This is a genomic window from Streptococcus sp. V940 (assembly GCF_054353495.1).
In genome coordinates this window covers 232,489-252,616 of sequence record NZ_JBTHHZ010000001.1, presented here as the reverse complement: position 1 = coordinate 252,616, position 20,128 = coordinate 232,489, and the positions used below count along the sequence as shown (strand labels likewise).

General features: G+C 40.3%; 18 protein-coding genes and 1 other RNA gene. 2 read left to right on the top strand and 17 right to left on the bottom strand.

Annotated elements, in window-relative coordinates; translation table 11 throughout:
- Window positions 1–35: 35 nt before the first annotated feature.
- The 16 genes from tig to ACXYSM_RS01330 all read right to left on the bottom strand — a co-directional run bounded on the left by tig (window position 36) and on the right by ACXYSM_RS01330 (window position 15,142).
- Window positions 36–1,319, bottom strand: a complete 1,284-nt coding sequence (gene tig, locus ACXYSM_RS01405) for a trigger factor (protein ID WP_458634079.1) — start codon at window positions 1,317–1,319, stop codon at window positions 36–38.
- A 112-nt stretch (window positions 1,320–1,431) separates the two neighbouring features.
- On the bottom strand, window positions 1,432–2,064 hold the full coding sequence (locus ACXYSM_RS01400; RefSeq protein WP_458634078.1) for a response regulator: 633 nt from the start codon (window positions 2,062–2,064) through the stop codon (window positions 1,432–1,434).
- Between the two features lie 18 nt (window positions 2,065–2,082).
- The gene (locus tag ACXYSM_RS01395; RefSeq protein WP_458634077.1) at window positions 2,083–3,072 is read right to left on the bottom strand and encodes an envelope stress sensor histidine kinase LiaS; all 990 of its coding nucleotides are present in this window, start codon (window positions 3,070–3,072) and stop codon (window positions 2,083–2,085) included.
- On the bottom strand, window positions 3,069–3,767 hold the full coding sequence (gene liaF / locus ACXYSM_RS01390) for a cell wall-active antibiotics response protein LiaF (RefSeq protein WP_458634076.1): 699 nt from the start codon (window positions 3,765–3,767) through the stop codon (window positions 3,069–3,071). The genes ACXYSM_RS01395 and liaF overlap by 4 nt, the downstream gene beginning before the upstream one ends.
- Before the next feature lie 98 nt (window positions 3,768–3,865).
- Entirely contained in the window at window positions 3,866–4,867 is a 1,002-nt protein-coding gene (fni, locus tag ACXYSM_RS01385; RefSeq protein ID WP_458634075.1) for a type 2 isopentenyl-diphosphate Delta-isomerase, read from the bottom strand.
- Window positions 4,845–5,858: a phosphomevalonate kinase gene (locus tag ACXYSM_RS01380; protein ID WP_458634074.1), complete on the bottom strand. Its 1,014-nt coding sequence runs from the start codon at window positions 5,856–5,858 to the stop codon at window positions 4,845–4,847. The genes fni and ACXYSM_RS01380 overlap by 23 nt, the downstream gene beginning before the upstream one ends.
- A complete protein-coding gene (gene mvaD / locus ACXYSM_RS01375) occupies window positions 5,845–6,798 on the bottom strand; it encodes a diphosphomevalonate decarboxylase (protein WP_458634073.1) in 954 nt (317 codons plus the stop codon). The genes ACXYSM_RS01380 and mvaD overlap by 14 nt, the downstream gene beginning before the upstream one ends.
- Window positions 6,780–7,658, bottom strand: coding sequence for a mevalonate kinase (gene mvk, locus ACXYSM_RS01370; protein WP_458634072.1), 879 nt, complete (start codon window positions 7,656–7,658; stop codon window positions 6,780–6,782). The genes mvaD and mvk overlap by 19 nt, the downstream gene beginning before the upstream one ends.
- A gap of 122 nt (window positions 7,659–7,780) precedes the next feature.
- A complete protein-coding gene (gene cbpF, locus ACXYSM_RS01365) occupies window positions 7,781–8,809 on the bottom strand; it encodes a choline-binding protein CbpF (protein WP_458634071.1) in 1,029 nt (342 codons plus the stop codon).
- A gap of 93 nt (window positions 8,810–8,902) precedes the next feature.
- On the bottom strand, window positions 8,903–9,592 hold the full coding sequence (locus tag ACXYSM_RS01360; RefSeq protein ID WP_006147978.1) for a response regulator transcription factor: 690 nt from the start codon (window positions 9,590–9,592) through the stop codon (window positions 8,903–8,905).
- An 11-nt stretch (window positions 9,593–9,603) separates the two neighbouring features.
- Complete coding sequence (gene gndA, locus ACXYSM_RS01355; RefSeq protein ID WP_458634070.1) at window positions 9,604–11,028, bottom strand: NADP-dependent phosphogluconate dehydrogenase; 1,425 nt, start codon at window positions 11,026–11,028, stop codon at window positions 9,604–9,606.
- Between the two features lie 76 nt (window positions 11,029–11,104).
- Window positions 11,105–12,556, bottom strand: coding sequence for a cell division site-positioning protein MapZ (gene mapZ / locus ACXYSM_RS01350; protein WP_458634069.1), 1,452 nt, complete (start codon window positions 12,554–12,556; stop codon window positions 11,105–11,107).
- Window positions 12,549–13,727: a THUMP domain-containing class I SAM-dependent RNA methyltransferase gene (locus tag ACXYSM_RS01345; protein ID WP_458634068.1), complete on the bottom strand. Its 1,179-nt coding sequence runs from the start codon at window positions 13,725–13,727 to the stop codon at window positions 12,549–12,551. Before ACXYSM_RS01345 ends, mapZ begins: the two co-directional genes overlap by 8 nt.
- A gap of 82 nt (window positions 13,728–13,809) precedes the next feature.
- An RNA gene (gene rnpB / locus ACXYSM_RS01340) (RNase P RNA component class B) lies at window positions 13,810–14,191 on the bottom strand.
- An 18-nt stretch (window positions 14,192–14,209) separates the two neighbouring features.
- Window positions 14,210–14,545 carry a cell division regulator GpsB gene (gene gpsB / locus ACXYSM_RS01335; RefSeq protein ID WP_006152068.1) on the bottom strand — a complete coding sequence of 112 codons (336 nt, stop codon included), beginning with the start codon at window positions 14,543–14,545 and terminating at the stop codon, window positions 14,210–14,212.
- A gap of 69 nt (window positions 14,546–14,614) precedes the next feature.
- A complete protein-coding gene (locus ACXYSM_RS01330; protein ID WP_458634067.1) occupies window positions 14,615–15,142 on the bottom strand; it encodes a DUF1273 domain-containing protein in 528 nt (175 codons plus the stop codon).
- 67 nt (window positions 15,143–15,209) lie between these two features.
- Here ACXYSM_RS01330 and recU point away from each other — a divergent pair, with 67 nt between their 5' ends.
- Complete coding sequence (gene recU, locus ACXYSM_RS01325; RefSeq protein ID WP_006150093.1) at window positions 15,210–15,806, top strand: Holliday junction resolvase RecU; 597 nt, start codon at window positions 15,210–15,212, stop codon at window positions 15,804–15,806.
- Window positions 15,803–17,938 carry a penicillin-binding protein PBP1A gene (gene pbp1a / locus ACXYSM_RS01320; RefSeq protein WP_458634066.1) on the top strand — a complete coding sequence of 712 codons (2,136 nt, stop codon included), beginning with the start codon at window positions 15,803–15,805 and terminating at the stop codon, window positions 17,936–17,938. Before recU ends, pbp1a begins: the two co-directional genes overlap by 4 nt.
- Before the next feature lie 78 nt (window positions 17,939–18,016).
- Here pbp1a and ACXYSM_RS01315 read toward each other — a convergent pair whose 3' ends face one another.
- Window positions 18,017–19,999 carry a peptide ABC transporter substrate-binding protein gene (locus tag ACXYSM_RS01315; protein ID WP_458634065.1) on the bottom strand — a complete coding sequence of 661 codons (1,983 nt, stop codon included), beginning with the start codon at window positions 19,997–19,999 and terminating at the stop codon, window positions 18,017–18,019.
- Window positions 20,000–20,128: the final 129 nt, after the last annotated feature.

Sequence of the window (20,128 nt, the reverse complement as noted above, 5' to 3'; positions counted from 1 at the left end):
CCCACCGACTCCGGTGGGCTTTTTATCTTTTCAGATTATTTTACTGTTGCAGTGCTTGTGATCAATTCAACAGCTTTCTTGATTGTGATATCGTGTTTCAACATGTCAGCTGAAAGCAAGCTTTGTACTTGAGCAACTTCCATGTTGTAATCTGCAGCCAATTGCTCGATTTCTTTTTGGATTTCTTCTTCAGTAGCGTCAAATCCTTCAGCTTTCGCAACTGCTTCGATAACAAGGTTAGTCTTCGTGCGTGACTCAGCTTCTGCTTCGTATTGTTTGTGAAGGTCTTCTTGAGTAGTTCCAGTGATTTGGAAGTACATATCAGGGTTGATACCTTGACGTTGCAAGTTTCCAAGGAACTCATTTACTGAGCGGTGAACTTCTTCGTGGATCATTTCTTCTGGAAGTTCTACGATTTCAGCATTTTCAACTGCTTTATCGATTGCTGCACCTTCAACGGCATCATTGTATGCTTCTTCTTTAGCAGCTGCTAATTCTTTACGATATTTTTCTTTCAATTCGTCAAGAGTTTCAACTTCTTCATCGATATCTTTTGCAAGTTCATCATCAAGAGCTGGAACTTCTTTAGCTTTAACTTCGTGGATAGTTGTTACGAATTTAGCTTCTTTACCTGCAAGGTCTTCTGCTTGGTAGTCTTCTGGGAATGTTACGATAACGTCAACAGTTTCACCAGCTGAGTGTCCAACCAATTGGTCTTCGAAACCAGGGATGAATTGACCTGAACCAAGTCCAAGTGAGAAGTTTTCACCTTTTCCACCGTCAAATTCAACACCGTCGATAGAACCAACAAAGTCGATCACAACAGTGTCGCCATTTTCAGCAGCACCTTCTTTGATCACCAATTCAGCCAAGTTGTTGCGTTCACGTTCGATACGCTCTTCAACATCAGCGTCAGTTACTTCTTTATCTACATCAACTGATACTTCAAGGTTTTTGTATTCACCCAATTTTACTTCAGGTTTTGTAACAACTTCAGCAGTGATAACCCAATCTTGACCTTTTTCCATAGATGTTACGTCAATTTTTGGTTGCGCAACAACTTCAAGACCAGCTTCTTTAACAGCTGCTTCATAAGCGTCTGGCAAAAGAGCATTCAATGCATCTTGGTAAAGTGCTTCTTCACCAAATTTTTGGTCGAAGATAGGACGTGGAAGGTGACCTTTACGGAAACCTGGAACGTTAAGAGTTTTCTTTACTGAGTTAAATACACGGTCCAATTCTGGTTTGATTTGGTCTTGAGAGATAGTGAAAGTCAAGACACCACGGTTTGTTTCTTTGTTTTCAAATGATACAGACATTCTGTCATTTCTCCTTAAAATTTTTAATACAGTCCATTATACCACATAGTAGCGAATTTTTTCAAGTAATGGATGCGCTTTTCGTCCATGCATAAGTTACATCCTATGTCCCCTAAAATTCATCAGGACCTACCAAATGGTGTTGAAAGGCATAGACAGCTGCCTGGGTACGATCACTGACCTGAAGTTTGGCAAGAATATTGGAGACATGGGTTTTAACCGTCTTGAGTGAGATGAACAATTCATCAGCAATACGCTGATTTTCATATCCCTTTGCAATCAGTTGAAGGACATCCCGTTCTCGCGCAGTCAATTCTTCGTGAAGTTCCATATGATTACGGTGGTATTCTACTTTCTTACTCACCTCTTGTTCGATAGCTAGCTCTCCAGCTGCCACCTTTTGAACAGCATGGAACAATTCATCGGCACTTGATGTCTTGAGCATATAGCCTTTAGCCCCAGCATTTAAAACTGGCATGATTTTTTCATTGTCTAGATAAGAAGTCACAATCAAAATTTTAGCCTCCGGCCATTCTTTGAGAATAGCTAGAGTTGCGTCAATCCCATTGACTTCTGGCATCACAATATCCATCACAATCACATCGGGGCGAAGATCCAAAGCCATTGCAATTCCTTCAGCTCCATTAGTTGCTTCTCCAACAACCTCTACATCATCTTGTAGTTCAAAATAACTTTTTAAACCCAGACGCACCATTTGGTGGTCATCTACTAATAATAGTTTCATTTTATTTCCTTTTGTTCGTCAATTAAGCAAGGGTATGCGAATATCCACTGCCAGACCCTGCTTGGGTGCTGTTAATAGTTGGATGCTCCCTGCCATATCTTCCACTCGTTCTTTGATATTTCGCAGACCATAGCTCAGTTCGTCAACATCATCTAACTGAAAACCGCGACCGTTGTCTACTACCTTTAACTGCAAGCCTGTTTCCGTTTGATAAAGATAAACATCTAGACAAGAAGCTTGGGCATGACGGAGAGTATTACTAATCAGTTCTTGGACAATACGAAAGACATGCTCCTCAATTTTTTTAGGTAATTCGTCTACCTGATATTTAAAACTGACTTTGAGTTCACTTTTTTCTTCCAATTCTTTGAGAAGCAACTGAATCCCCTCAACTAGACTCTTTTGTTCCAGTTCAATAGGACGTAAATGTAAGAGTAGAATACGCAAATCTCTCTGGGCTGTCTCCAAAATAGCTGTCACACTCTGGAGTTGTGTCTGCATCTTCTCTTTGTCTAATCTAGAAGCTTGTTGACTGAGTCCTGATAAAATCATATGGGCAGCAAAAATTTCCTGACTAACCGTATCATGCAAGTCACGCGCGATTCGCTTGCGCTCCTTTTCAATAATCACTTCTTCCTTAACCAAGGCTTGATTGTCCGCTTTTTGAATGGCTTCTGTCAACAAAGCAAGCTTACCTGATAAGTTTCTAAAACTCGCGTCTAAATCAGCATCTCCAAGGCTTTTAATATCTTTACCAGCTAGCAGACGTTTAAGATTTGCTTGGATTTTTCTTCTTGAAATTTCGTCAGCCATTGTCCAAAACAAGACCAATAAAAAGGCTAGAGCAAGACTAAACATCAAAGCTAGAAATAGGACTTTTTCTGTCTTTTCTAAATCTTGGAAGAGAGAAGTCCACTCCAAATCTAAGACCTTAAAAATGCTTCGAAATAGAAAAGCAACAAAGAGAAATGAGGTGAGACCAATTAAAATATAGGGTTGCTTTTTCATCCTCTCACCACCTCAACATCTCCAACCATAGTTGTCAAAAGAATCTTAACACTTTTAGGACTCTTGAGATAATCTCTGGTTTCTTGATGGAATTGTTCATTGCGTAAAGAACGCTTAGGCTGGTCAAAGAAGGTTAAATCTCCATACAGAGAATTGACACTGAGGCTGACTTCTACATCCACTGGTACGATAATTCTAGTCGTACCGACCAGTTTTCTCAAGATGATGACATTATCATGATTGCTCAAAATCACGTGCTCTAGATGAATGGTATCCTTCCCCATAAGGCGAAAGAGATTGATATCATCAAAACGACAAGTCTGGTAACTTGAAAAATGGTGGAGATTTCCAAACCAGCGATTTTTCTCCCTCTTTACCGTCACTACTTCCTCAAAAACCAGATTGGTATCTTCTCTTTCCTGGTTCATCATAGGGTAAAGCAGGAACAGGCTGTATATCAAGGCCACAAAGATGGCTAAAATGACAAAGGGATTGAGCATGATGATAAAGAAAAATAGGATGCTCACTGCTACTAAAATAAAATTGTTTCCCTGTTTTCCAGTATAATATCGAATCAGCAGTAAAAACAAGAGCAAAATCAGTAGAAAACGGGAAAAATGCTCTGATACCATCATAATCAGAGCTCCTGTCAATAAACAAGCTTCAATAAATAGAAAAATTTGGAATTTTCGCATGTATCCGTCCTCTCTATTTAATTGTATCACAAATCCCAAAAGTCACATCAGTCTGAGGAATGATAAAGAGGTCGGGACTAAAATCCCGACCTCTTTCTTTACATTTGGTCTTTTGCTTCTTTTAATTTTCCATATAGGAGATAGTCGACCTCTTGTAAATCCTCAATTTTTTTACAATTAAGGGCACACATAATCAAGCGCAGGTCTTCCTTCCAGCTTTCAACAATGGAAATAACGACCTCAACAGAGTAATTTTCAACCAGCTCTAACATAGTGCGTGATAGACCAACTGCCTTGGCTCCAAACACCAAGCATTTGATGATATCTAGTGGATTGCGAACTCCTCCACTAACCAAAAGTTCCATCTTGTCTTTCCAGTCTTGGGCATTCAGAAGAGCCTGCATGGTCGATTGACCCCAGTCATTTAGGTAATCACGCTGTCCACCGCGACGGTTTTCGATATAGGCAAAGCTCGTTCCCCCACGACCAGACAAATCAACGGTTCGTATTCCCATCTCATAAGCCTTAGCAATGGTTTTCACATCCATGCCAAAGCCGACTTCTTTTAAAACAAGTGGCACAGAGATTTGCTCAGCATAATCTTTCAGATTATGCTGCCATAATCTAAATTGACGCTCACCTTCTGGCATGAGCAATTCCTGCATGACATTAACATGAACTTGTAATAGAAGGGGATTCATCTCTTTCACTGTTTGTAATCCTAGTTCTACAGGTTTGTCTAAGCCAATATTGGTTCCAAGAAGGAGGTCAGGGTAACTAGTTTTGACTGAAAAAGAGTCATCTGAAGGATCCTTGAGAGCAGCACTGTAAGAACCCGTTACAAATAAAATCCCACAAGCATCTGCCACCTGAGCCAGCTTTTGATTGATTTCTCTCCCCTTATCGCTTCCACCCGTCATGGCATTGATATAAAAAGGAAAGTCCCATTTTCGCCCTGCAAATTCTGTCGAAAGGTCAATTTCATCTAAGTCATATAAAGGTAGCGAGGAGTGGATCAACTCCACTTCATCAAAACTATTATAAGTACTGTTTTGTTCAAGGGCATAGCGGATGTGTTCATCCTTCCGATTTGTCGTCATGTCCCATCCTTTCTTGATACAAGAGCTCAATTCCTAAATCAGCCCAGCGTTTTTTCAGTAATGTGGTCGAATCTTGGTCAAAGCTAAGTGCAATCCCACAGTCTCCACCACCAGCACCACTGCTCTTAGCAACAGCTTTCAAGTCTTGGCTGGCATTTTTTAATTGCCTGAGCGAAGGTGTGTAAATATCTGAACTCAAGCTTTCTAAAAGTTGGCTGGCTTGTTCCAGCAAGTCAATAATGGTTTCTTCTTGACCTACCTCCAAAGCCTTTACCAAGTTAGCTACTGTTTCTTTTGAAGCCTGTAAAAAGCTAGAGTTCATATTATCCTTAATTTGCTTGACCATATGACTTGATACAGCCACTTCCTTAGTCCAACCAACCAGAAAATCAAATTTCAAAGCTGGTTCAACACTCCTAATAGAAAAGCCCCAGTCACGTGCTAATACAGCCTGCAAGTCTTCTTTTTCTAGCCAATCTGCCACTTTCTCACGGTCAAATGACTGATAGAGGACAAGGTCTTCTGATACGATACAGGCAATGTCCCCCATGGAGCCATTGTCCCCACGTTTAAGAAGTACAGCACTCGCCAATTTAAACAAGAGTTCTCTGTCAGCTAATTTTTCATAGAAGGCAAGCATGGCCTTGATAACCAAAACAACCACACTGCCACTAGAACCTAGGCCAAATTTCTTCCCGTCGCGTTCCATTTTCCCACGAATATCTAAAGAAAAAGGCTGCAGTTCAACTCCTTGGGCAGTTAGATACTCCTCCACCAAGGCAACTGTTTCTTGAATCAAGGTATAAGAGGAATCCGGTCGCAAGTCTACACTATAGGAAAACATATCTGAGTAGAGTCGATAATTATTAGACGCTTTAATCTCAGCCGTCATATAGATGGGAATAGCCTTTATTAGCGCCAACTGTCCTGGTTCTAAAATGGCATACTCCCCAGCCCAATAGAGCTTCCCACAAGTTTTAACAATCGTCATCTTGGCTCAAATCCTTTGTTTTTGAAACGATTAAGCGATAGCGTTGACCTAAAAGTTCTGACAAATGTTCCAAGTCCTCTTCCAAGCAAAGAACCTTGACATTAGGGCCCGCATCCATGGTAAAGTAGCAAGATTCTCCTTGTTCTCTAAGCTGACGAACAAAATCCATAGCCTCATAACTAGCATCTGTCAGATAAGAGAATGATGGAGTGGCTGTCTTTGTCGTAGCATGCATAGCCAAGGCGTTCTTCTCTGTCAATTCTCCAACTTTCTTAAAGTCATTTTCCTTGAGGTAGACTAACATATCCTTGTAATCTTGTTCAGATTGACGAATCCACTCATCAAAAGTCGTAGAAGTCTCCACACAGAGCTTCATCCCATCTCGACTGGAAATTGGTTTTTTCTGGTCTTCCAAGACCAACATAATCATAGCGAGTTTCAAGTCAGTTTCGACAGGATAAATCTCTCCACTATCCTTGTCCCAGGCTGCCAAGGGGCCATAAAAACTACGAGATGAAGAACCCGATGCAAATTTAGCTTCCAAAGCCAATTCTCTGCGATTCAGCCCAAGTTGGAAATATGCGTTACAAGCTTTGACCAAGGCAGATAAACCACTGGAACTTGAAGAAAGGCCTGCTGCTGTTGGCATATTGTTCTTAGTATCGATACGAACAAACCCTGCTCCTTCAGGACGGTAGCGGTCAATGATTTTTCGCATCTTGGCATGCTCAGCTTCGTTTTGCAACTGACCATTGATGTAAAAGGCATCCGCCTTTGCATCTGCTGCTAAAGGAGAAAGTGTCGTCTCCGTATACATATTTTCTAAAGTCAGAGAGATACTGCTAGTCGCAGGAACCATCTCTTTTTCTGCTTTCTTTCCCCAATATTTAATAATAGCAATATTGGCATAGGAACGTACTGTTACAGGCTTTCGATCCATGTCTGAACAGCTCCTTTCTCTTCTAATCTTTCAGCTAAATCTTGAGCTTGGTGATAGTCGGCTACTAAGGCTATGATACAGCCACCTAAACCACCACCACTCATCTTAGCACCTAGAGCGCCATGTTGAAGAGCAGTTTCAACCAAGGCATCTGCCTCAGGGCTACTAACTCCTATTTCTTTTAGATTTCCATGTGCTTTTGTTAAAATCTCTCCCAGCTTCACGGCATCTTTTGTCTTTATTGCTTCTTCTGCTTGCTGGGTCAACTCTCCAAGTGCATATAAGAAAGGCAAAGCTTCCTTACCCTTGCTCTCTACAACTTGAATAGCTTCACGAGTGTGTCCATAGACTCCTGTGTCTGCAATGACCAGATAAGCCGACAAGTCCATGGCTAGTTCTTCAAAACCAACATTCTTGATAAAACGAATAGGCTGGTCACTCAGACAAGTCTTGGCATCCAATCCACTAGGGTTCATATGAGCGATCATCTCAGCCCGATTGACCAGGATTTCTAACACATCATGAGGAAGTTCTGCTTCAAAATAATCAAACACTGCGCGAATAGCCGCAATGCTAATGGCTGCCGAAGAACCCATTCCACGTTTTTCTGGAATAGCAGAGTCAATTTGGCAACGGATGTATGCATCTGTGATATTCAGATACTCGAGAGAAGCATAAACGGCCATGGACAAGGTGTCCTCTTCAAAAAGACGCCATGGTGTCGCTGTTGGAACCACCCGACAAGTCACTTCAACCTCTAAAAGAGGCAAAGAGATGGCTGGGTAGCCATAAACCACTGCATGCTCTCCTATTAAAATAATTTTACTATGTGCCTGACCGACACCAACTTCTTTTGTCATTTAATCCTACTATCAGACGAAAAGCGTCTGTTTCTAGATAAAATTTTAGAACTTTATTCCTTTCTATTTTATTATATTTTCACAAAAAAAGCGATTGTTTCCTTCACAATCGCTTGTTTTCATTACTGGACCCACTCGCCATTATAGTTGACGTAGTAGCCACCTACTGTAGTATTCACAGCTAGAGCACCTGAACTATAGGCATAGTACCATTTACCGTTAACTTGGAACCATCCAGTCCTCATATCGCCATTACTTGTATTGAGGTAGTACCAAGTTGAGCCGTCTTGAAGCCAGCCTGTCGCCATAGCTCCTGATGAACGGAGGTAGTACCAATCGCCATTGATAGAAGCCCAACCTGTCTTCATATCCCCATTTTCAGCATCAAGATAATACCAAGTTGAGCCGCCTTGGTACCAACCAATTGCCATAGCTCCTGATGAACGAAGATAGTACCACTTGTTACCAAGATATTGCCAACCCGTTTGCATTGTAGCAGTTGTTGGATCTAGATAGTACCATGGAGCAGCTTTTAGCTTATCTTCATCATATGTAAGAGGAAAATCCTTAACCCAACCACGTGCTAGCTCCCCAACAGTCAATCTGTTGATGCGAGAATCAAAGCCACCATCCTTCTGTAAATAATACCAGTGCCCCTCATCATGAACCCAACCGGTTTTTAAGGTGTGATAACTTCTTTGGTCTTCAAAATAGTAGACTCGTTTCTCTGCTGGACTATCATATTGTTCCCCATGATGCTTGTTGACATTTGTAGCTGTTTTTGCTTCTAAAACTTGCTTACCAACAAATTCTTGTAGCACCCCATCTTGACCAAAGTAAAACCAATCTGGTCTAAAAGCAATATCTTGCCTTATAGAAGAACCAATCGTAACCCCTTCGTGTGGAGCAGGTATATATTGCCAGCCGACAACCATCTCTCCAGATAAAGGATCAAAAAAATAGTACTTACCATCAATCACTCGCCAGTAGGTTTCTTTGAGTTCCCCCTTCTTGTAGTAGGTTCTACCATTTTCTTGGACAAATTGCCAACCTTCTGAATCAGTGTCATCTGCTAATACTGTACTAGTTGCTAATAGACTAAAGAAAAATACTGCTAGTCCACCTTGCATCATTTTTTTCAAAAATTTCATTCTTGCTTCCTCCAAAATGATTGTAGCAAAGACTGAACTATATGTCAATATATAATGATTTCAAAAAAGCAGTTACACAAGGTAACTGCTTTTCTATTCTTGCATGGTATAACCCACACCACGCACGGTTTTAATGTAACTTTTTTGACCTTTTACGTCAAGTTTGCTACGTAGATAACGGATATAAACATCCACGATATTGGTTTCGGTCGCACTTTCGTACTTCCAAACACTTTCCAGCAACTGCTCTCGAGTTAAAACTTTCTTGCTTCCCATAAGGGTAGCCAAAAGGTCATATTCACGACGTGTGAGGGCGATCATTTCCTCACCACGATAGACAGTATGATGTTCTACGTCCATACGCAGATTGCGATAGGATGTCGGAACCTTCATTTGACTACAGTGTTGGTCGATAAAATCCCGACCTCGGAAAATTGCTGCAATACGAGCCACCAAATCATCAATAATGACTGGCTTGTAGATATATGAAACAGCGAAACGCTGGATTGTTTCAAGTTGGTCTTGCAATTCTTCTCGATGATCCAAGACTATAATAACCGAAGCTGGCTTAGTCCGACTCAACTGTTCTGCAAAACCCTGGGCTGTCATATCCCCTAGATGAGCATTCAGTAAAATCAAGTCATAGTCAGTCTGAAGAGCCATGGAGAGGGCTTTTTGACCCTCTTCTACCTGATCAACTCGGTATTGCTCTTTTTGGAGTTCCAGACTTAAAAAATGAGCTAGATTTCTTTCTTTCTCAAGTAATAAAATCCGTTTCCCCATGGCTGACCTACTTATTTTTCATCATACCAAGAGTAGTGGAATGTTCCTTCTTTGTCTTTACGTTGGTATGTGTGGGCACCAAAGTAATCACGTTGTGCTTGGATCAAGTTTGCTGGAAGGTCAGCTGAACGGTAGCTATCAAAGTAAGTGATGGCTGCTGAGAAGGTTGGTACTGGTACTCCAGCTTGAACTGCAAGAGCTACGATATCACGAACAGATTGTTGGTACTTAGCAGTGACATCCAAGAAGTACTCATCCAAAAGAAGGTTAGCAAGGTCTGCATCACGGTTGTAGGCATCCGTAATCTTTTGCAAGAAACGAGAACGGATGATACATCCATCGCGCCAGATAGAAGCGATATCTGCAAAAGGCAAGTTCCAGCTGTATTCTTTAGAAGCCACACGCAATTGCGCAAAACCTTGTGCGTATGAAATGATTTTTGAGAAGTAAAGGGCTTGACGGATCTTTTCAATCAATTCAGCCTTGTCTCCTTCAAATTTGAAGGCAGCTGGTTTTGGAAGCACCTTGCTAGCGTGTACACGTTCTTCTTTGTAAGTAGAGATATAACGGGCAAATACTGATTCCGTAATGAGTGACAATGGGACACCAAGGTCAAGCGCTGATTGGCTAGTCCATTTACCAGTTCCCTTGTTACCTGCAGCATCCAAGATATAGTCTACGATTGGTCCATCTTGACCTTCATCATCTTTACGTCCAAGGATGTCCGCAGTGATTTCGATCAAGTAGCTATCCAATTCGCCCTTGTTCCACTCAGTAAAGATTTCAGCCATTTCTGGAGCTGAAAGTCCAAGTAAGTGTTGCATCAAATCATAGCTTTCTGCGATCAATTGCATATCACCATACTCGATACCGTTGTGGACCATTTTCACGTAGTGGCCAGCTCCATCAGGACCGATGTAAGTCACACATGGTTTGCCATCTTCTGGTGCTTTTGCAGAGATTTCTTCAAGAACATCTGCTACCAATTCATAAGCTTCTTTTTGTCCACCAGGCATGATAGAAGGACCTTCAAGGGCACCTTTTTCACCACCAGAGACACCGGTACCGATAAAGTTGATACCAGAGTTGGCCAATTCTTCATTACGACGGATGGTATCTTTGTAGAAAGTATTTCCTCCGTCGATCAAGATATCGCCTTTATCCAAATGTGGAAGAAGAGCTTGGATGGTTGCGTCTGTACCAGGTCCTGCTTGAACCATGAGCATGATACGACGTGGTTTTTCAATTGAGTTTACGAAGCTCTCAATATCATAGCTTGGCACAAAGTTCTTTTCAGGATGGCAAGCAACAACATCTTCTGTTTTTTCTTTACTACGGTTATAGATAGCAACTGTGTATCCACGAGATTCAATATTAAGGGCAAGGTTACGACCCATTACGGCCATACCAACAACACCAAAGTTTGCTTTTGTCATGTGACACTCCTCTTATTTAATATGTTTTATTTTATCACGTTTATCTGTGAAAAGAAAGAATTTTATAACAATTTGACTAGTAGTCTAAATCATCCGCATGGCCAGAACCATTCCCAACAAAGTATCCTGTCTTACAGTTTAGAGTGAAGAGATAAGTTCCATCTGGTTTGTAAAGATTGTAATATCCATTGCCATTCACAATATTTACACGTTCCAAGATATATTGGTTTCCAGTGATATATCCACGCGCACGGGATGTCTCAAGGATTTGTTCAAGAACACCATCTGCAAAGGTCCAGGCAGGATTACTACTATCGTTTACAGCAGATTGATTATACGGTACTCGGCTAGCACTTCTTTGCAAATTAACACCTTCGCTTGACAAGCCACTATTAGTAGATGCCGCAGTATCACTTGTTGAAGTAGATGGACCGCTTTCTGTTGTTGGGCTTGACGCTTCCTGGCTCGCTGCCGTTGTCGAGGCTGTTGTGGAGGCTGTTGTGGTACTTGCTAGTTGGCTCTTTCCAAGGCTGATTGCTTTATCAAGCAGTTTATCAATTTCTGTATTACCAGTCTTGATTTCCGTGAATTTAGCATCCGCTTTGATTTTTGCATTTGTATCCAAGACACCATCTGTAATGGCTAGAGTTTCAAATTGAGAGTTCACTTCTTGGATAGCCTTTATTTGGGTTTCTAGACTATCATATTTTGATTTGGCTAGAGTATGTTCTCTCGCTCCTTCAAGTTTATCTAGAAGTTCTTTCAATTGATTCAGTTGACTAAACTGGCTATTTTTAAGAGCCGTTTTGTTTTCATCAGTATAAAACGTGTCGTAGAGCGTATTAAATTGTTCATAGACTGACTGATTGCTTACCAAACCTGAATCCGCCGCCTTCGTTTGAAGCTCTTGAGAAGAACGCGTAATCTGACGATAAACGTAATAGCCACCTCCAAAAATCAAGAGGAATAGCAAAATAATGGCTGACAAAATTGCCCATTTCTTTTTATTTTGTGGTTCATCATCTGCTTGAGCAGAACGAGACAAGGGTTGAAGTTGTTCTTCATTTTCCTCATAAACCACTGCAACTTCGGAGTTATCAACCTCAGCCATTTCCACAGCTTCCAATTCATCCTTAAAAGGTTGCTCGAGAACTCTGGTTTCCTCTTCTTCGGCTTCTTGGGCAACGATTTCAGTTGTATCTGTGGCTACTGCAAGAGCAATTGCTTCCTCTTCCGGACTTAACACATTTTCTTGTTCAGCAGTTTCTCTCACTTCTTGGATCATATCATCCAAGCTTTGAGTAGACTCCTCTTTTTTCGTTTGTAAATTTTCAAATTTGTCTGCTTCGATTTCTTCACGGTGTTGCTTGATATATTTATCTAAGATGGTATCATCTGGAGTCACACCTGCTTCAACTTCTTCGTTCTTACGAATAGCCTGACCAACCGTTAAATCTTTAGCCTCTTCAAATTCAAACTTAGATTCTTGCTCACCCTTGTGATGGCGATTGCGTCTTTTCTTACTCATTTGCATTCCTTTCTACTTTGACATCTTGTCTTTTCACTCGTTGACCAAAATATTGATATAAATCAACTTTCAAAGTACCGTTATAGAGTTTCCGTTTTTTATCAGCCTGACTACCATATTTACTTTCAAAAGCTTCATCACTGGTCAGGATAAATTTACTCCAGGTTTTAAGTGGTGCAAATACCTCTCCCATCTCAGCATAGAGCTTTGTTACTCCTGCGTCATCTGATAAGCGTTCCCCATATGGTGGATTCGAAATAATAACTCCATTAATCTTATCTGTTCGCAAATCCTGCACGCGCATCTGCTTAAAGTGGATATCCTTAGAAACCCCCGCAGCCTGAGCATTTGCCTTAGCAATTTCCACCATGCGACCATCGATATCACAGCCCATGATGTCTAGCTCAATCTCACGATTAATCTTCTTGCTAGATTCAGTACGAATTTCCTGAATCAAACGATCACTAACCCAATTCCATTCTTCGAAAGCAAAGGAACGGCGTAAGCCTGGCGCCATATTACGAGCAATCATAACTGCCTCAATACAGAAGGTTCCTGAACCACAGGTTGGATCAATCAAAGGTTTATCTGGATACCAGTTTGATAATTGCAGAATTGCTGCTGCCATGTTCTCTTTAATAGGAGCACCACCTTTTTCAGTACGATAACCTCGTTTGAAAAGACTAGAACCACTTGTGTCAATCATGATAGTTGCAACATCTTTAAGAATTGAAACCTCTATTTTAAACTCTGGACCATTTTCCATCAAGGGAACGCCTTCTGGTCGAGCATAATGTTTCTGCAATTTCTTGACAACTGCCTTTTTAGAAATAGCTTGAACACTAGGTTCATTATGAAGTTTTGATTTGACACACTTAGCCTTTGAAATTGGAAAACGCGCTCCAAGTGGTAAATAGTTTTCCCAATCTAAGGCAAAAACTCCTTGAAAAAGTTCTTCAAATGTTTTTGCGGGAAAAGTCCCAACAACAATCTTAATCCTATCTGCAGCTCGTAGCCACAAATTGGTTTCAATAATTGCCTTTACATCTCCTTCAAAGCGAACGCGACCATTCTCAACTTGACAATCATAGCCAAGTGCACGCACTTCCCGACCTACAACAGCCTCTAAGCCTGCTGCAGCAGTCGCGATTAAATTAAATGTTTGTTTCATGTCAGTCTTTAAAGACCTTTCTCTTGTTCACCTTTAAAAAATGAGGTTGAGAAAATTTCTCAGCCCCAACCTATATGCAATTTTCTATAAGCCATGTTTTGTTCCAGAAGTGACTAGGACCACTTCTTTCGATAATCATCTGTCTACCACTAACAGCTAGAAGCTGCTAGCAGTCAGAGTACTACGTTCGTTTCCGCGCACTCCATGCCCCGACCAAAATTTGGGTTGCTAGCTTGAGGGGTTTACCGCGTTCCACTCTCTCTGTTTCCAGAGAGACTTCGTCACTGTGGCACTTTCAGAGCTACTAAAACATATCCGAAAACTTAGTCTATTCACTCGCCGTAACGATTTCTCGTCCCTAGGCTTATGGTTTCGCCTAGCACAAACACTACAGGCATCACAGCCTGTGCTAGCATGGACTTTCCTCATGAAAAGATAAACTCTCCACGCGATTATCCAAAAATTGCACAACTGTATGATTCTTAGAAATCAGAATTTTCTACGATTTGTTTTCCAAATACTTCTTTTTCAAGACGATTCAAGCGTTTCAAGATATCAAAGTTAGTCATAGAAGTCGTACTTCCAAGCTCAGCAGGCTCAGACGTTACAGATACAGGTTCCACTTGAGGTTTGTTCGCCAATTGTTCTTTCAATTCTGCGACTTCCAAACGCAATGATTTAACCAACGCTGCATAAGTTTCATAATCCTTGATAACGTCATCTAAGAATTCATCTACCTCTGCTTTACTGTATCCACGTACTTCTCTTCCAAAATCCTGCTCAAAAATATCCTTTGCTGTAAAAATAATACTTGCCATGTCTCTCTCCATTCTCAGTTACTAGTATTATTATATAAAAAAAGGCAAACAAAAAGCAAGGTCAAAGCCTCAATTTTCGGAAAAATTTTCGGCTATTTCGTTTAAATCCTCAAATGTTAATCTTTTTGTAATATAGTTGTCTTTCTTTTTCATCAGTTCGTAAAAAAATCTCAGTTTTGTTTCGTTTTCTTCATCGTAAAAAAGATAGGCTCCGTCTGTATTTTCGAGCAAAAAAATCTGATAATCTCTCAGTTGACCTTTATGTTCATAAGTCGGATAGGCATACTTAATAAAATCGACTTGTTTAAAATCACTCAATTTGACCTGGTTAGCTTCATTCCAATTCGAGCCATGTGTCTCAAAGTCAAAAATGGTCGCCAGTTGAAACCCATAGTCTTCTTTCATGTCTCTAGCTACTTCTAAGACCCAGTGCTCAAAACCAAGAGAACCCGTAAACACTAGCCATTGCAAGCCTTCCTCAGCCAATCTTTCCAAATCTCTACGAATGGCTTTTTTGATAATTTTTAAGCGAATGTCCTTATCATTAAACACTCCTAAATCAAAAGCTGAGTATCCCAAAACCAAGGCTGTATGCATTTTTTCACCCTTTCTGAAAACCTTTGTGGTATAATAGAGTGATGTTATTGTACCAATAAGGAGGACTATGGTCAACTATCCACATAAACTTTCATCTAAACCAAGCAAAACTTCTCTACCTCAAACTAAAAATTTCGCAAATCGAGGTATGAGCTTTGAAAAGATGATTAATGCTACCAATGACTACTATCTATCACATGGAATAGCAGTCATTCACAAAAAGCCAACCCCAGTTCAGATTGTTCGGGTCGACTACCCTCAACGGAGTCGCGCTAAAATTGTTGAAGCCTATTTTAGACAAGCTTCAACTACTGACTACTCGGGTGTTTATGAAGGATTTTACATTGATTTCGAAGCAAAGGAAACCAGACAAAAAAATGCTTTCCCGATGAAGAACTTCCATTCTCATCAGATACAGCATATGGAACAGGTTCTTGAACAAAAGGGAATTTGCTTCGTTCTAATCCATTTTTCTTCTTATCAGGAAACATATTTATTACCGGCGATTGACCTTATCCGTTTTTATCAACAGGATATGGGGAAAAAATCAATGCCGCTTGATTATATTCGAGAGCATGGTTATGTGATTGAACAACAAGCCTTCCCTCAAATACCTTATCTCGATATCGTCAAACAACATTTACTAGGTGGTAAAACAATATGAACAAACAACTTATCTGGCGCATTGCTAAATATTTAGGAATTGGATTTTTAGCAGCCTTTATTGCTGCAATATTGATTGGTGGAAGTGTCTTCTTCTACTATGTATCTAAAGCACCAGAACTTTCTGAAAGCAAACTTGTCGCAACAACTTCAAGTAAAATTTACGACAGTAAAAACGAATTGATTGCTGACTTAGGAGCCGAGCGTCGTGTCAATGCTCAAAGCAATGAAATTCCTATTGAACTGGTCAATGCAATTGTCTCTATCGAGGATCACCGTTTTTTTAACCATAGAGGAATCGATAGCATTCGAATAGCTGGAGCTTTCCTGCGAAACTTAACTAGTAGAGGTGGCCTCCAAGGTGGTTCAACCTTGACGCAACAGTTGATAAAATTAACTTACTTTTCAACTTCTTCATCAGACCAAACAATCTCACGTAAGGCCCAAGAAGCTTGGCTAGCTATTCAGTTAGAAAGAACTGCGACCAAACAAGAAATTTTGACATATTACATCAATAAGGTATACATGTCAAATGGTAACTATGGTATGCAAACTGCAGCTCAAAGTTACTATGGTAAAGATTTAAAAGACCTATCAATTCCACAACTTGCTCTTCTAGCCGGAATGCCACAGGCACCTAACCAATACGATCCTTATTCTCATCCAGAAGAAGCAACAGAACGTCGTAATCTAGTCCTATCAGAGATGCAAAAGCAAGGCTATCTAACAGCTGAACAATATGAAACGGCTATAAATACACCTATTACTGATGGCTTACAAAGTCTGAAAGGAAGCAACTCCTATCCTCCATACTTAGACAATTACCTCAAAGAAGTGATTGAACAAGTTGAAACAGAGACAGGCTACAACCTTTTAACTACTGGAATGGATGTCTACACTAACGTAGACCAAGACGTTCAAAAGCGTCTTTGGGATATATACAACACAGATGAGTATGTTTATTATCCGGATGATGAACTTCAAGCAGCTTCTACTATCGTAGACGTTACAAATGGTAAAGTTATTGCTCAGCTTGGTTCAAGACACCAGTCAAGCAATGTATCCTTCGGACTCAATCAGGCCGTTGAAACCAACCGTGACTGGGGTTCTACTATGAAACCAATCACAGATTATGCACCTGCACTTGAATACGGAATTTACGACTCTACCGCAGCAATCATAAAAGATGCCCCTTATAACTATCCTGGAACAGATATTCCTGTTTATAACTGGGATAAAGCATACTATGGAAACATCACACTACAATATGCAATCCAACAATCGCGTAACGTACCTGCCGTTGAAACACTTGAAAAGGTTGGTTTAGACAAAGCCAAGACTTTCTTGAATGGTTTAGGTATTGACTACCCGGATATGCACTATGCCAACGCTATTTCAAGTAACACAACTGAGTCAAACAAAAAGTACGGAGCAAGTAGTGAGAAAATGGCTGCTGCTTACGCTGCTTTTGCTAACGGTGGTATCTACCATAAACCAATGTATATCAACAAGATTGTCTTTAGTGACGGTAGTTCAAAAGAGTACTCTGATCCTGGCTCACGTGCCATGAAGGAGACTACTGCCTATATGATGACAGAAATGATGAAAACCGTATTAACCTACGGAACTGGTCGTGGTGCCTATATGTCTTGGTTACCTCAAGCAGGTAAGACGGGTACATCTAACTATACAGATGATGAAATTGAAAATTACATTAAGAGATACGATTATGTCGCACCTGATGAAATGTTTGTAGGATATACCCGCAAATATTCAATGGCGGTTTGGACAGGTTATTCAAATCGTCTCACTCCAATCGAAGGAGATGGATTTAGAGTAGCGGCCAACATCTACCGATCAATGATGGAGTACCTTTCCGAGGATGATAACCCAGGTGATTGGACAATGCCTGAAGGTCTATATCGTAATGGTGAGTATGTTTTCAAAGTTGGCGCTCGTAGTAACTGGATCCCTCAAACAACCCAACAAGCTACTACAGAAGCTCCTACTACAACAACCGAAAATCAAACTACAGTAGCTGAAACTACTGGCCCAAATAATGGACAAAACCAAACTGTTCCAAATACAAATCAAAATCCTCAACAAAATCCAAATCCTCAAGGACAACAATAATCTTAAAAGACCTAGAAAACATCTTCCTAGGTCTTTTATTAATGAAAAAGTGGAGTTAATTACTAACTCCACCTTTTTTTATTTTACATGGTTTGCAAGATCTTCTTGCGCTTTTTTATTAGATTCTTCTTTTTCTTTCTTCCATTTATCTTGAGCTTTTTGATATTCATCAGCAGTTACTGGTTTATCTTGAAGTTCAAGGTACTTGTACAGGAGGGCTTCACTCATACCCTTGTTACCTGAGTAAGCAAATGGAAGGGTGAATGGCACCATCTTAGACAACATTGGACGTCCAGTTTGAGAAGTTGTTGGAATAATCAAAGCGCTATCTGTCAACCAAGCTTGGGCAGCAGCATATTTATCATAACGTTTTGAAACATCTGTGTCTTCATTACCAGCTTCAACAACCATCTTTTCGTAATCTTCCAAACCAACTTGTTTGGCAGCAGCATTGTTTGTACCAGCATCAAATCCTAGATAAGTCTTAGTATTTTCACCAACAGATGGTTTGATGATATCAAGGTAAGTAGATGGGTCGATGTAGTCTGGAGACCATCCAACGTTATCTGAGAGATCCCAATCTTCTCCAGCAGCTGTTTCAGCAAAGTAGGTAACATTAAGAACTTCATCTTTTTGAAGTTGTTGAATGTCAATAACAACATTGTCAGTTCCTAACGTTGCTTCAAGTGATTGTTTCAATGACTGAACACGTTGAACTTTTGTAGTATTAGTTTGGTCAACTGGCATATCCAAATGAATTGGGAATTGAACGCCTTCTGCTTGGAGAGCTGTCTTAGCTTTAGCAAATTCTGCTTTCGCTTTTTCAGGATTGTAAAGACCATCTTGAGCGTCATCTAGATTGACATCTTTCCACTCATCACCATAGGTTACCAATTTTTCTTTAACTAATTCACCAAAGTTTTTACCATCTGCTTGTACGAAAGCTGGTGGTACGAACAAGTTACGAAGAAGTTTGCTTGCTCCACTTTCTCCATTTACTTGAGAAGCATAAGCAGTTCTATCAAAACCAAAGGCGATGGCTTGACGGAAGTCTTTGTTTAGGAGAGCTTTTTTAGTTGATGTCTTTTGTTCATCCGTAGTCTTAGAAGTGTACTTGTAAGACTGACGGTCAATATTTGTCCCAACTAAGAAAGTAGCAGAATCTTGTGGTGTATAAACGATGTTATCCTTAAACTCTTTTTCAAGTTCAGGATATCCTGCACTTGTTGGGAAGAGACGAGCCATTGAGAAGCCGCCATCCTTAAAGGTGTCTGCAAGTTTTCCTGTATCTTGACCATCCCAGAATGATAGTTTTACTTTATCAATATGAACATTGTCCTTATCCCAGTAGTTTGGATTCTTTTCAAATTCTACTGAAGATTTTGCTACCAATGATTTCAACAAGAAAGGACCGTTGTAAAGAATACTGCTTGGATCAGTTGCTTTGGCAAAGTCACTTCCTTTAGAAGTAAGGAATTCTTCATTGACTGGTGCAAGAATACCCATGGTTGTCTTAGAGTTCCAGAAGCTTTCTGGTTTATTCAAAGTGTATTGAACAGTTTGATCATCAATTGCCTTGATTCCAACTTCTGAGAAATCTTTTACTTCACCTTTGACATAAGCGTCAAGACCTTTAATAGATTCTTGAACAAGATAAAGGGCTTCTGACTTATTATCAGCTGCATATTTAAGACCTGTTACAAAGTCTTGAGCTTTCACAGGTGCATACTCTTCACCTTCAGAAGTGTACCACTTAGCATCTTTACGAATTGTATAAGTGTAAGTCAAACCATCTTGAGATACTGACCAGTCTTCTGCCATAGATGGCACGAAGTTCCCGTAACGGTCATTCTCCATCAAACCGTCAACAACATTACTTGTGATATTAGCAACCGCAGCCTTACCTGTTGTCAGATAGTTGAGGCTGTCTGGATCTGTTTCATAAACGTAAGAAAAAGTTTTCTCACCTTTTGCACTAGAGCCTGAACCTGAACAAGCTGCCAAAACACCTGACGCTAACAGAGTCACTCCTGCTAGGGCCATTACTTTTGAAAATTTCATAATAAACTCCTTTATGACTTTTTATACATTATAATCCCTTTTTAGCTCAGTGTCAATACAATTTTCAGAATTTTTAAAACTTATTGAATTGAATGTTTTTTGATTGTCACTTTTATGTATGTCAGCATA